This is a genomic window from Robinsoniella sp. RHS (assembly GCF_001029355.1).
Taxonomy (GTDB): Bacteria; Bacillota; Clostridia; order Lachnospirales; family Lachnospiraceae; genus Robinsoniella; species Robinsoniella peoriensis.
Map to the genome: position 1 here is coordinate 126,344 of NZ_JNGB01000001.1, position 12,650 is coordinate 138,993.

Here is a 12,650-nt window from a genome sequence, read left to right on the forward strand (position 1 = left end):
AATACAGTAGTATTACTAATTGAATAATTAAGGAAATAAGTCCATAACTGCGGTTAAGCGGTTACAGGCTTATTATCTAATTGATGATATTCATTTATTTTACATGGATTACTTTGTTATTTACGGACAATAAACTTCACTGCTAAATGTACCTTGATTTTACTGTTTGTATTCTTTGTTTATTAGAATCTCTAAGCACTATCTTCGACTTTTTATTTGCTTTTCCAATTATTTGTTTAGTACTCTTATTGATTCTATTAAATGTCTTTGGTTTAATTAGACTATTGTTTTCACAAGATTTTGTAGTTTAATGTGAATTTTAAACCAATTGTTATTTCTAAGCCAGATCTGGCAGCTTTTTCGTCAATTCTTTTCTGCTAATTCGATTATATTTAAAATTAGCATCTGCTAATTTCGCATGTAGTTTTAGGTCTGGATTTGATATAAAACTTAATCTGGTATACCAGTATTGTCATTACTAATATTTTGTTATTTGCAGCCATAGTATTATTTACTGGCAGCATTACTATCACATTTTTATCCCCTATTGACCAACTAGTATCTATTCTTGTCTATATGGTAATAAATTCAATCTCATAAGTTCTCCCGATTTTCAAAAATTGCAAGAATGTCACTGCCAAGTGACGATCCCCGCAGAAAGGTGTATACAATTACAGAATTAGGCAAGGACGTTTTATATGCTGATTATCAAAGAATGCAATTTATGCTTAAGACTACTGAACATATATTTCGGAAGGAGATTTTAGATGAAGATATTTAAATTCTTTTTAAGCTTTGAAAAGGAAGAATAATGGCTTAACAAAATGGCAAAGCAAGGATATTTATTAGAGAAAAAAGCTTTGTGTTATCATTTTAAAAAAGTTGATTTCCCAAAAGCTACATTTAGAATAGATTATAGAAAATTCAGCAACTATCAAGATTTTCTTGATTATGAGACAATGTTTGAGGATAGTGGCTGGAAACATATAGTGGGTACAAAATCATCAGGTGTTCAATATTTTAAAAAAGCAGACAGCAACAGTGATGAAGATATTTTTTCTGATGTTCGTTCGCGTGCAGGCAGATACAAAAGAATAGCAAATATGTGGCTGACTTGTGAATTAGCTTTTATTGCATATTTTATTGTGCTGAAATCACAAGGTATGATAAGCATTCAAACCCTGCTCACTCCTAAAGACTGGTATCTTACCCCTGGATTATGGGAATTAGATGGGTTAGGTTTTCTGTGGTGTTTTCTGTTTGAAACGCCGTTCGCGCTATTTAGAGGATGTTCGTGGCTATTTTGTATTTTCTTTATCATTTTATATAGTTTTTTTGCAATCAAATCGACACTATTGTATGATAAAAGTCTTAACAAGATATAAAAAGCGGTTTATAGGTATGTGCGGCAGGGCTTTACAATTGTCACTAAATATAAATCTGTGTATTAGCACTCAAGAAGACATTGACCGGTATTCATACTGGGATTTACTAATTACTGCCGCACTTACTTTATCCTGCTCTTTAAACATTTTTCAACATTCATTTACATTTTCTTATCAAAATATAATAAAGCAGCCAGCTCCAATGCATTACGCATAGCAATGAATAATATAACCCAAGTAAGAAATCTATTCCATGTTAGGGATATTTGGATATCTGCATATAACACCAGAATATCTAATACTGTAACTACTAATATCAAAATATAATTAGAAACATTTGCAGCACTATTTGCTCTATTTTGAATAACTTGCCAACGTTCATCTTTTTTGTACTCAATCTCTTTCTTTGCCTTCCATATATATAGAAAAAGTGTAGCTGCCACCCCTATAATCAGGAAAAATAAAATAATTAATTGTTCATTCATTGATTTTGTCCTCCTTATGTTCAAACACTTCGTTAATTGAAATATCAAATACTTCTGCTATCTTGAAAGCTAATTCTAATGAAGGCACATATTTATATTTTTCTATTGATATAACAGCTTGCCTGGATATTCCTACTTTATACGCTAAATCAGCCTGTGTCCAATTACGTTCTGCCCTCAAAACCTTAATGCGATTATATATCAAATTTCAACCTCCTTTACTTCACAAAATGTAACGGCTTGCTTACATTCTAAATGTAACACACTCATTACATTTTGTCAATAAGCAAGTACATCTATGTGTTACATCATTTAATTCTATATGGTATACTCCATTATTTATAGTTAGCAAAAGAAAGTGTTTAAAGTCAACATGTTTGCTTACTATTATAATTGACTCTTTGAAGAAACAATATTGCCGCATCGGATTAAAATAAATAAAGATGATTTTGGTATCAATGAATTACAGAAGTGGTGGAATGAAAAAGATCTTATAAAAATAATTATGGAGAAAATTTTTAAATGGAAATAAGTTTAACAGATATTGTTGGAAATGATTTGTCAGGATGTGAATGAAAATGAATGATTTTTTTATATTTCATGCAAAGCATGTATCTGCTAATGGTCAAATGAAAATGTTATCATTTGACTCATTTTTATAACGCAGTACCTGGACCTATCTCCTATTCTTTTTTCCCGAAATCATCGAGGTAGCTCAATGCCATTGTAGCCTTGGCGTTTTTAACTGATAAATATACTGAATAGCACATAACACCTATCACATAAATAGAGATGCATACAACCAACACCAGAAATAATGTTTTCAATTCTAAGATTTTTTCTTCTGTTAAAATTATTTTATCAGAATTCATCAAAAATTGAACAATAGTCATTAATATTGAGACAGTTGATATGCAAAGTGCTAACATTGAAAAATTCATAGAACTATTCTCGTTTGCAGTAATTTTGTATTTCAACTTTGCCCGAATCCAGACTACCTCTCCTTCACTCATGTCTTTTATTCTCCTTTTTATCTCACCTACTCTTGCATTACAGCAGAATTTAATAAAATTATTTATCTTTCTTTTTTCGTAGCTGCTTTTTTTGTACATATCTATTACCTCCCGGATCTTTCCATATTATATCATATAAGGTATATTATTTTAAGAAAAAGATTTGTGGTATTATAAAATTTATGACATAGCTGAAGAGTCTCCTCACTTTGTAAGGTGATTTGGTGTTTATTACATCACGCCAATTTCACGTCAGATTCATATGTAAATCGAATCGCAATCACTTCCATCCACATCCCGTTCCCAGATGGCATCCAGATGCCATAATATAACCCTGCATTAATATTTTTAATCTTTATATTGAATATATTAATTTAATGGTTGACATTTTTAATTTTTGATACTATATTGATATTAACAGAAAGGAAGTGTTGGTATGCAAAAGATCATTAGTCGTTGTCCGGTATGTAACAATGAGTTGACAGTTGCAAGACTTAAATGTGATTCCTGCGATACGGTAATTGAAAATAATTTCAGACTTAGCAAATTCGATTATCTGTCAGATGAGGACCTGTATTTTACAGAGACATTTATTAGGTGTCGGGGGAATATCAAAGAAGTGGAGAAGGAACTTGGCATATCCTATCCCACAGTCCGCTCCAAACTGGACTCAATAATTAAAAAGCTTGGATATGAAGCAGGAACAGACGATCAGTCGGTTAAAAGAGAGGAAATTCTAAAGGCTCTGGAAAATGGAGAAATTACCGCAGATCAGGCGATTGCACAATTAAAATAAGATGCAAAAAAGGAGATTTATTATGGATGAAAGATTAAGAATTTTAAAAATGGTAGAAGAAGGAACAATTACTGCTGAGCAGGCCGCAGAGCTGATGTCAGCCATGAATATAGATTTACCGGTACAGCAGTCCGCTATTGTCAAGAGCAGCTATGATAAAAAGATGTTCCGCGTTATCGTCGACAGTATTTCCGGCGATAAGGTAAATATACAGTTTCCGGTAGGGGCCATTAAGAAGATTTTGAAAGTAACCGGTAAACTTCCCATACCGGAGAAAGACCTGAAGGGTGTCGATCTTTCCAGCATGATGGATGCCATTTCAGAATGTCTGGATGGGGAAATTGAAGGCGATTTTGTAAATGTAGAGGCAGCGGATGGAACAACAGTCAGAATATTTGTTGACTAATTGAGATTTATGATATGAAAGTAAAAATCAGAACAAAAGATTTTCGTTTTTACATGCCTGTGCCGGTCGCCATGATTGGATTTGTTATAAAAATACTTCCTGACAGGATATTTGAAGAATTAAAAGTAAATACACCGGAACCTTATTGCTGTCTGATTACGAAAGAATACATCAGCATGATATTGGGAGAATGTCTGGATATTTTAAAAGAAAATAAAGGTCTAGAGATCGTGCATGTGGAAGCAGCGGATGGCACATTCGTATCCTTAAGGCTATAGATGTTATTATGAGCAGTACCTCGTTGGATGAAATATTATCTGTAGGGTACTGCTCTATTCTATTCTTACACCAGCCTATTCAGTGTATGGTTCATAATTTTTTTTGACACATATAGCTATTTGTTTTATAATTATTTATAATAATAGTCCTTTAAACTTGAATTTGCATAAAATACTTGTTCTTTTGTTTTTCGAAACACTGGGCATATGCAAAATCAAACTTTATAGACTATTAAAGTCTGTTTACAAACACGTTCTTTGTAACAGCAATATATCAGCGTTATAAAACGCTCTTTATTCTGACATTAATTACCAGGCACAATTTGTTAGTTATGTAATATAATCAGTATAACAAATACTGGAGGGATACCATGAATAAACGCCAACGAAAAAAGAAACTTCAAAAATCATGTGACCATAGATTTTCTGCCCGGATCAGAGAAATATTGATTTTAATCACAGATGAATACGAGAAATTTCTTACTAATGAGGAATGTCCGGATCTAACTGATGAACTCAGTGAGAACTTATATAGTAAAATATTATTAAGAATTGATGAGCGTAATAAAATTGAATAAGACAAGTGACAATATAATCACTTGTCCGGTTTTTCAATAGAATATTATCTTATTCCTGTTTCTTTGTATTCTTTTCCCGTATCTTTTTATCCAACATCTTATGTTTAGCTTTTTATTCTTTAGATATTATATCCTTAGGTTTTTTATCTTTCTGAAAGAATGGTTCGGCAATTTCCAGCCACTCATCCGGCAGATAAATTGATAAATATCCATGATTATATCCTTTTGCCTCATATATCTTACAGGATGGTACATAAGATTTAAACATCTTTGCAGAATTCTTGACACACTTCATTTCCTTTTCCCCATACCAATACATTACCTCAGCTTTCGTCTTCCTTACACTGTCTTTCAGCGTATATTGCATCATATAAGTACGGTACATGGTATAGAGTGTCTCTTTCCTAAGGTGCGGCATATCCTGCATATAATATTGGACAAGCTCTTCCGGATACATCATTTTTTTTGGCAGCAGTTTTGGCATCATCGCTACTTGCAGACGGCAGGCTCTTTTACTAAATAAAAGTCCGCCACAAAAGCGGATTGATCCCATACAGAAACGTGCCATAACGGGCTTTGGGTAACAAATGCTGCCATCAATAATAGCTTTTTGGGTCAAGTCCGGTTTTCGGGATAAAAGTTCCATCACGATCTGACCGCCAAGAGATACACCGCATAGTGCAAATAAATGACCTTTGCATTCAGTGTTAATATAAGCCATCAACTTGTCTGCTGTATCCTCAGTTGAAATGTATTTTGAGGCATATTCCTCGCCATGCCCGTCCATTGTAGGTAGAATCACATAGTAACGGTCGGATAAAACGCGTGCCTGACGCAAATAGTTCCACCATGAATTCCCACCACCGTGGATCATCATGATATACGGATTGTTTTTATTTCCAAACTCATGAAATTTCATATTTTATTTCTCCTCGTTTTATTTAAACATCCGGGCTATCCTTTTTAAGATTTTTCTTATCTTCCTCTTTTAGTGTCGGTGCAGAAATAATGGAAAGTTTTCGGAGCGGCCGGCCTGAATCTGGGTTTCTTTCTATGTACGGCTTCAACAAATTCCCAATATCCTGCACAAGATTCCTGTATTCATCATCTGTTATAAAAAGCAGCCCCGTTGTAAACCATACCTGATCTCTCTTACAATCCGGGTCATTGCTGCTTAAATACTCATTCATTTCCTGCATCAACCCCATATGAAATGCTGTAGAGAGGGCAACAGATGTCTCTTTTTCCATTGGGGTATCATTTTCACACATGGAATAAACCTTCTCAAGTGTCCCCCTCACTCTATTTTCCTGCACAACTTCAATGATTTTATTATCTTCCAAAATCTTTACGTGATGATATACCGTTGCCCGGGGTATATCCTTCAGGTATTCAACTATATCAGATGTTCGGACACTACCATGCAAGCGAATATACTGCATTATGCGAAGCCTTGCAGGATTGAGAATTAATTTTGCTGTATCCATTTTTCGATCCCCTTTCGTCTATAAATTTATTATAGTCTAATTTATTAGATTGGTCAATAAAAAAATTGCAATACCCCATTTTCAAACGCTGTTCCGATTTCAAGATAATCAGAGCAGGCAAAGATATAATTCCTAGCTTTTACTTTTAGAAAAATTTGTTGTACCCGCCTTCCGGCATTTTCCCTTCTAGCCCAAGCACCCTGGGCCATAAATTTGTATCCGCTGCAATAAATCCCATAATCATTCCCATATGTGTATGTAAGTGCCGGATTTGTGCCATTATCAATGTGAATCTGTTATATTCACAGACTTCAGGACGTTGTAGAAGCTCCTCATCCTTTAAATCCAACAAATACTGGTTTATCTTTTCCTCTATTTGAAAAAAATATGATTTTATTTCATTATAGGTTAACTCTTTTTTTGAAACCACATTCAGGTTATTTAAATCTTTCACGTGAATAGTTGGTTCCTGAAAGTGACTGTCTCTGGGATTGATGAACCATAGATCCAAAGAATGCATCATATGATATACATGTTTCCACAGAGGCATTTCACAATATTCTTTTTTCCATAATTCTTCCGGTATGCAGTCTACTACATTTTTTACTTCCCACAATGCACGTTTCATCTGATCTGAAATTATATTTACATATTCATTAACTTTCATTCTGTTTCCTCTCTGCTCTTTTGCTTGTACTATCCTTTTATTTGACTATATTTTACTCTCAATATAGACAAATGTACATATCAAAACTACCTGTTTAACATTCCACGGAACTGAACAACTTCTTATCAAATCTGAATAATTTCAGTAATTTGACAAGTTTTAAAAAAATATAAGAAATTACTTGCATTTATATTCTATATATGCTATTATATTATTCGTTCGCTGGTTTGCGAAAATATTTTTACGGGGTGTGGCTCAGCTTGGCTAGAGCGCCTGGTTTGGGACCAGGAGGTCGCAGGTTCGAATCCTGTCACCCCGACTTTTATGCGGGTGTAGTTCAATGGTAGAACACCAGCCTTCCAAGCTGGATACGTGGGTTCGATTCCCATCACCCGCTTATTTTTTTGCCTAAAAATCTTATTCTAGCCAACAATTTTTTCTCTTTCCCTTTCCCTTATCCCCTGATTTTATCATATTTACTGCTCCTATTTCATATATATAAACAAAAACAGGATCACAACATGAAGATTAAATTTGATAAATTAATCATAAGTATTTTAATTCCACTGGCAGTCGGTCAGATTTCTGCCCTGCTGACCCGCAGCTCCGCAGACACCTATGCTATGCTGAGCAAATCTCCTCTCAGCCCACCTGGCGTGGTATTTCCGATTGTATGGACTATTCTTTATATTTTGATGGGAATATCCTGCTATCTTATTATTACTTCCGGAAACGAAAATACGAAAAATGCATTGACTTGGTATGCTTTGCAGCTTGTACTTAACTTTTTTTGGAGTCTGATCTTTTTTAACCTGCATTTTTACTTATTTGCTTTTATTTGGCTGCTCCTTTTAATCGTCACTATTATTATCATGATCATTAAATTTCACAAGATCAACCCCCTGGCTGCTTATTTGCAAATCCCTTATCTACTTTGGTGTATATTTGCAGCATACTTGAATTTCTCTATCTATTTATTGAATAAATAACAAATTAAATCAAGCCAAAAAGAACCTTTATCTCATATAAAAAGAGATAAAGACATTCTTTTTGGCTCATCTTTTGTCCGAAAATCATGTTACTGGATATTATTTTTTTCGGTCCTCTGAATCCACTCTTTCACCAGACTATTAAATATCTCTGATTGTTCAATCTGCAAATTGTGCCCTGCCATATCCAGTACTGCAAATGTTCCTCTTGGGTAATCTTCTATAATGCTCCATAAATCCTGATAGCCTACGCAGTTATCCTGACGCCCGGCAAGTAAAAGCACAGGTTTCTCAAATCTTAATTCACGGCTTTTCCTATCAACGTCAAAAGAAAATGCATAGTCATTTTGAAGTTTTTCTATAAAACTCGAATCAGCCATTTTCAATCCGGGCAAAATCTCCTCCTGGTAACGCAGAAATATGTCTTGATTTGCAACGACTGCATATCCACAATAGGATTCCCTTTCATCCGCAGAAAGTCCTCTTAGAAATTCTTCATCGTACTGTAAAACTTCTTTACCTGGCACATTTCGCAGATTATGACCGGGGACAATCACGGGACATATCATTAGAAATCCATCTATATCCTGAGATAACCTGGTCAATATCCCCCTCGCCAGATATCCTCCGTAGGATTCCCCTGCTATCAGAAATGAACCCTTTGTCACTCTTTTTATAAAGGTAATTAAGAGTTCCATAATTTTATCGGAACTCCCTACTGAAAGCGGCGCCTTCGTCTCTCCCATCCCGGGCAAATCTATATAGATACGCTGATATCCTTCACACATGTTAAACACCGGTTCCATACATCCCAGCATTAGTCTATAATCACATGCACAACCATGCAGCATAATAACAGGTTTTCCCTCACCGATTACTTCATAGTGAATTTGCATACCATCAATGTACTCCAGCATCATTATTCTCCTTTCTGGGTTTTCCCATAAAAGTAGTGCCTTCATCCTGAAAACCATATTTCTTATAAAATTCATGGGCATCCTGTGTCGCCAGGATTCCTCTCAGAGATGAGATTTCCACATTCCCTTCGATTGCTGTAAGTAAGGCTTTCCCTATGCCAGCGCCACGGTAACGTTGGTCTACAACTACATCACAAAGATAGTACGTAGTGGCATAATCTGTTATCACACGGGCAAAAGCAATCTGTTCTCCGGTGTCATTGCGAAATGCACCATAGCACAAAGAGTTTTCAATCGACTTATTTATCGTAGCCAAATCTCTCGTATTCGCCCAGTAAGTCTGACTCAGCAGATTTTTAATTCTGTCCGCCTGCATCCATTCATTTCCATGCCTGATGGTAAACTCATCCATCACCACTTCTATCTGGTTTTCTATAACATCTTTTTTATTGCATTTTGCTGCTTCAAAAATCTCATATGCATCTTCATTTACAGCAACCGATACACCCGCGCTGTCTTTTGCCCAGACACCTCCGTACCAGGTATCGTTTACAATCAAAATATCCCCGTAGTTAAAATCATCAAATTCTGAGCAATGGATAATTTTGATCTTATCTTCTTTTTTCGCTTTGTGATTCATACTCGTCACCTCATCTATATTTTTTAATATTTTACAATAAAAATATTTAAACGTTCAAAAAAGAAGTGATTCATTATGAAAAGAATCCCTTCTTCTTCAAATACTGTCAGGCTGCCGGTTCTTCTGTATAACACGGTTCTGCTCTACGCCTCCCCGTCCATGCAATATGGCGGGAATGCATTTTCAAACACGATTTAGAACCCGAGATCATCCAGAATTTCTTTTGCAGTAGCAATACACTTATCACATCCATCAATAGAAACTGTTTTATCTGCCAGATTTACCTCATAGGTAAGCCCTGCCTTGTCAAAAGCTTTACTGATTCTTTCTACACATTTTTCGCAATGCATTTCCTCTACTTTTAATACTGTCATAATCGTACACTCCTTTTTCTTATACTTTTTCTTATATAAATTCATAGATGAATTTCTATTTCATCAATTTTTGAATCGTTTTACACAATTCATCTACGACTTCATCATTTCCACCCCGTATATCTTCTACTACACAGGATTTAATATGATTTGCCAGAAGACTTTTATTGAAACTGTTTAATGCTGACTGAATGGCTGAAACCTGTGTCAAAATATCCACACAATAACGTTCTTCTTCTACCATGTTCTTTATCCCCCGTATCTGTCCTTCAATGCGGTTCAGCCGGTGAACCAGATCCTTGTATTCCTTGTCTTCCCTGTGTTTATGTTTTTCACAATTACATATTTCTTCGCTCATCTGTCCACCTCTTTTTCATTAATCTGTTTTTATAACTTAAGCCGTTTCAGGCGCAGCGCGTTGCTTACTACGAATACTGAGCTGAAGGACATTGCAAGCCCTGCAAAAATGGGATTCAGCAGCGGGCCTCCAAATGCATACAGCACACCGGCTGCAACCGGAATTCCTATGGTGTTAAAGATAAATGCCCAGAACAGATTTTCTTTAATATTCCGGATCGTAGCTTTACTTAGCTTAATTGCCCGGTATACATCCTGGAGATCAGATCTCATTAATACCACATCACTGGATTCCATGGCGATATCACTTCCGCTTCCAATTGCGGTACCTACGTCAGCCTGCACTAGTGCAGGTGCATCATTGATACCGTCTCCAACCATCATAACTTTTTTTCCCTGCTTCTGAAGATCAGCTACTACTGCTGCTTTATCACCCGGAAGCACTTCTGCAATTACGTGATCTACGTGTGCCTGTCTTCCAATATACTGGGCAGTCCGTTTATTATCTCCGGTAAGCATCGTTACCGTAATCCCCAGCTTCTTCATGTCATCAATGGCTTTGGTACTGGTTGGTTTCATCGTATCCGCAACACTTACAATGCCCTTCAATTCTCCGCCGCTTACCACAAACATAGGCGTCTGGCCTTTATCTGCGATAGAATCCGCTGTACTGCTTCATACTTCCAAGGTCAATACCAAGATCCGATATCATCCGTTCATTTCCGATATATACTTCATTGCCTGCAAATTCTGCTTTAATTCCTTTTCCGGTAATGCTTTCAAACGCTTCCGGCTCTGTTAATCGAATTCCTTTATTTTTCGCATCCTCTACAATCGCTCTGCCAAGAGGATGTTCGGAATCACGCTCACAGGATGCCGTTATCCGAAGTAATTCCTCTGCTTCCATCTCCGGACTGACGATTTCAACCACTCTGGGTTTTCCTTCTGTAACGGTTCCGGTTTTATCCAGAACAACGGCATCTATTTTATGGGTGATTTCCAACGCTTCACCACTTTTTATCAGTATGCCATATTTTGCTCCAAGTCCCGTACCAACCATAATGGCTGTGGGTGTTGCCAGTCCCAGTGCACATGGGCATGCAATTACTAATACGGATACAAAAATTGTTAAAACAAATGCCAGGTCATGCCCCGCCAATGCCCAGATAATTGCCGCCGCAACTGCTATGACAATAACTGCCGGTACAAAATACCCCGCCACGGTATCCGCCAACTTCGATATAGGTGCTTTCTTTCCCTGTGCATCCTCCATCAGCTTGATGATCTTCGCCAATGTAGTATCACTGCCTGTATGGGTTACTTCAACCTGCATGGAACCGTTATAATTGATACTGCCGCCTATCACTTCACTTCCGGCGGTCTTTTCTACCGGTATACTTTCTCCTGTCAGCATGGATTCGTCCACACTGCTGTTTCCACTAACGACTAATCCATCCAGAGGAACTCTGCTGCCCGGACGTATTAATAAGATATCACCTTTTTTTACTTCCGTTGTGGGAACTTCCGCTTCCGTGCCGTCTCGCAGTACGACTGCAACATCTGGAGCCAGTTCCATTAATTTTTGAATCGCCTCTGATGTTTTACCTTTACTGCGGCTCTCCAGGTATTTACCAAGCATAACAAGAGTTACTACAACTGCTGCTGACTCGTAGTACAACCGTTCAACATACATGTGGGATGCAGGTATTAGCGCTGTCATAACCAGACTGTAAATATACGCACTTCCCGTACCAATTGCCACCAGTGAATCCATATTTGGATGTCCTCTGAACAATGTTTTAAAACCAATAATATAAAATTTTCTTCCACAGATTAATATGAAAGTAGTAAGAATCAGCTGCGCCAGCGCAAAGTTAAGGGGTTGTTTATGCATATCCAAAAATCCCGGCAGTGGAAGGGGAAATGGAATCATATGTCCCATAGAAATATAAAGCAGGGGAACCGCAAGTACAATACTGATGATCAGTCTGCGTTTGATCTTGTGGGATGCTTCCTCCCGCTCCTCTTTTTCTTCCTTCACTTTTTTCTCATCTTTTAAAACTTCCTGCTCTGCCGCAAACCCCGCCCGTTCTACCCGGTTCATGATATCTTCGGGTGTGACCTTTTCTTCTTCATACTCTATGGTCATCTTGTTGGTGGCCAGATTGACATCACTTCTCGTTACGCCATCCATTTTTCTGGTTACACGTTCAACAGCACTGCTGCAGGATGCACATGTCATCCCTTTTATGATATAGACTTCTGTCTTCAAATCTAT

16 protein-coding genes, 2 tRNA genes and 1 pseudogene are annotated in these 12,650 nt (G+C 36.7%); 8 read left to right on the top strand and 11 right to left on the bottom strand.

The window, feature by feature from the left end; translation table 11 throughout:
• Positions 1 to 824: 824 nt before the first annotated feature.
• Positions 825 to 1,385, top strand: coding sequence for a DUF2812 domain-containing protein (locus tag RHS_RS00535; RefSeq protein WP_395020893.1), 561 nt, complete (start codon positions 825 to 827; stop codon positions 1,383 to 1,385).
• Positions 1,386 to 1,546: 161 nt separating this feature from the next.
• Here the strand turns inward: RHS_RS00535 and RHS_RS00540 are convergent, their stop codons facing one another.
• The 3 genes from RHS_RS00540 to RHS_RS00550 all read right to left on the bottom strand — a co-directional run bounded on the left by RHS_RS00540 (position 1,547) and on the right by RHS_RS00550 (position 2,982).
• Positions 1,547 to 1,870, bottom strand: a complete 324-nt coding sequence (locus RHS_RS00540) for a hypothetical protein (protein WP_027294303.1) — start codon at positions 1,868 to 1,870, stop codon at positions 1,547 to 1,549.
• Positions 1,863 to 2,075 (bottom strand): helix-turn-helix domain-containing protein, encoded by a 213-nt coding sequence (locus tag RHS_RS00545; protein ID WP_047832072.1) that lies wholly within the window; start codon positions 2,073 to 2,075, stop codon positions 1,863 to 1,865. Before RHS_RS00545 ends, RHS_RS00540 begins: the two co-directional genes overlap by 8 nt.
• Before the next feature lie 478 nt (positions 2,076 to 2,553).
• Entirely contained in the window at positions 2,554 to 2,982 is a 429-nt protein-coding gene (locus tag RHS_RS00550; protein WP_027294305.1) for a hypothetical protein, read from the bottom strand.
• 337 nt (positions 2,983 to 3,319) lie between these two features.
• Here RHS_RS00550 and RHS_RS00555 point away from each other — a divergent pair, with 337 nt between their 5' ends.
• The 4 genes from RHS_RS00555 (at position 3,320) to RHS_RS00570 (ending at position 4,941) form a co-directional block, all read left to right on the top strand.
• Positions 3,320 to 3,679, top strand: a complete 360-nt coding sequence (locus tag RHS_RS00555; RefSeq protein ID WP_027294306.1) for a DUF2089 domain-containing protein — start codon at positions 3,320 to 3,322, stop codon at positions 3,677 to 3,679.
• Positions 3,680 to 3,701: 22 nt separating this feature from the next.
• Positions 3,702 to 4,085, top strand: coding sequence for a hypothetical protein (locus RHS_RS00560; RefSeq protein ID WP_027294307.1), 384 nt, complete (start codon positions 3,702 to 3,704; stop codon positions 4,083 to 4,085).
• A 14-nt stretch (positions 4,086 to 4,099) separates the two neighbouring features.
• Positions 4,100 to 4,363: a hypothetical protein gene (locus RHS_RS00565; protein WP_027294308.1), complete on the top strand. Its 264-nt coding sequence runs from the start codon at positions 4,100 to 4,102 to the stop codon at positions 4,361 to 4,363.
• A 371-nt stretch (positions 4,364 to 4,734) separates the two neighbouring features.
• The gene (locus RHS_RS00570) at positions 4,735 to 4,941 is read left to right on the top strand and encodes a hypothetical protein (RefSeq protein WP_044295916.1); all 207 of its coding nucleotides are present in this window, start codon (positions 4,735 to 4,737) and stop codon (positions 4,939 to 4,941) included.
• Between the two features lie 112 nt (positions 4,942 to 5,053).
• Here the strand turns inward: RHS_RS00570 and RHS_RS00575 are convergent, their stop codons facing one another.
• The 3 genes from RHS_RS00575 to RHS_RS00585 form a co-directional block, all read right to left on the bottom strand.
• Positions 5,054 to 5,860 carry an alpha/beta fold hydrolase gene (locus RHS_RS00575; RefSeq protein WP_027294310.1) on the bottom strand — a complete coding sequence of 269 codons (807 nt, stop codon included), beginning with the start codon at positions 5,858 to 5,860 and terminating at the stop codon, positions 5,054 to 5,056.
• Positions 5,861 to 5,882: 22 nt separating this feature from the next.
• A complete protein-coding gene (locus tag RHS_RS00580; protein ID WP_047832073.1) occupies positions 5,883 to 6,428 on the bottom strand; it encodes a helix-turn-helix domain-containing protein in 546 nt (181 codons plus the stop codon).
• A 145-nt stretch (positions 6,429 to 6,573) separates the two neighbouring features.
• Entirely contained in the window at positions 6,574 to 7,095 is a 522-nt protein-coding gene (locus RHS_RS00585; RefSeq protein ID WP_047832074.1) for a hypothetical protein, read from the bottom strand.
• A 244-nt stretch (positions 7,096 to 7,339) separates the two neighbouring features.
• Between RHS_RS00585 and RHS_RS00590 the strand changes: the two genes are divergently transcribed.
• The 3 genes from RHS_RS00590 to RHS_RS00600 all read left to right on the top strand — a co-directional run bounded on the left by RHS_RS00590 (position 7,340) and on the right by RHS_RS00600 (position 8,084).
• Positions 7,340 to 7,414: transfer RNA gene (locus RHS_RS00590), tRNA-Pro, on the top strand.
• Positions 7,415 to 7,421: 7 nt separating this feature from the next.
• A tRNA-Gly gene (locus tag RHS_RS00595) sits at positions 7,422 to 7,492 on the top strand.
• A 124-nt stretch (positions 7,493 to 7,616) separates the two neighbouring features.
• On the top strand, positions 7,617 to 8,084 hold the full coding sequence (locus RHS_RS00600; protein WP_047832075.1) for a tryptophan-rich sensory protein: 468 nt from the start codon (positions 7,617 to 7,619) through the stop codon (positions 8,082 to 8,084).
• 89 nt (positions 8,085 to 8,173) lie between these two features.
• Here RHS_RS00600 and RHS_RS00605 read toward each other — a convergent pair whose 3' ends face one another.
• The 5 genes and pseudogenes from RHS_RS00605 to RHS_RS00625 form a co-directional block, all read right to left on the bottom strand.
• Positions 8,174 to 9,004 (bottom strand): alpha/beta fold hydrolase, encoded by an 831-nt coding sequence (locus tag RHS_RS00605; protein ID WP_395020899.1) that lies wholly within the window; start codon positions 9,002 to 9,004, stop codon positions 8,174 to 8,176.
• The gene (locus tag RHS_RS00610) at positions 8,985 to 9,641 is read right to left on the bottom strand and encodes a GNAT family N-acetyltransferase (protein WP_242858541.1); all 657 of its coding nucleotides are present in this window, start codon (positions 9,639 to 9,641) and stop codon (positions 8,985 to 8,987) included. The genes RHS_RS00605 and RHS_RS00610 overlap by 20 nt, the downstream gene beginning before the upstream one ends.
• 194 nt (positions 9,642 to 9,835) lie before the next feature.
• Positions 9,836 to 10,015: a heavy metal-associated domain-containing protein gene (locus RHS_RS00615; protein WP_027294316.1), complete on the bottom strand. Its 180-nt coding sequence runs from the start codon at positions 10,013 to 10,015 to the stop codon at positions 9,836 to 9,838.
• Between the two features lie 55 nt (positions 10,016 to 10,070).
• Positions 10,071 to 10,373: a metal-sensing transcriptional repressor gene (locus RHS_RS00620; protein ID WP_027294317.1), complete on the bottom strand. Its 303-nt coding sequence runs from the start codon at positions 10,371 to 10,373 to the stop codon at positions 10,071 to 10,073.
• A 29-nt stretch (positions 10,374 to 10,402) separates the two neighbouring features.
• Positions 10,403 to 12,644 (bottom strand): annotated as a pseudogene (locus RHS_RS00625) (heavy metal translocating P-type ATPase).
• Positions 12,645 to 12,650: the final 6 nt, after the last annotated feature.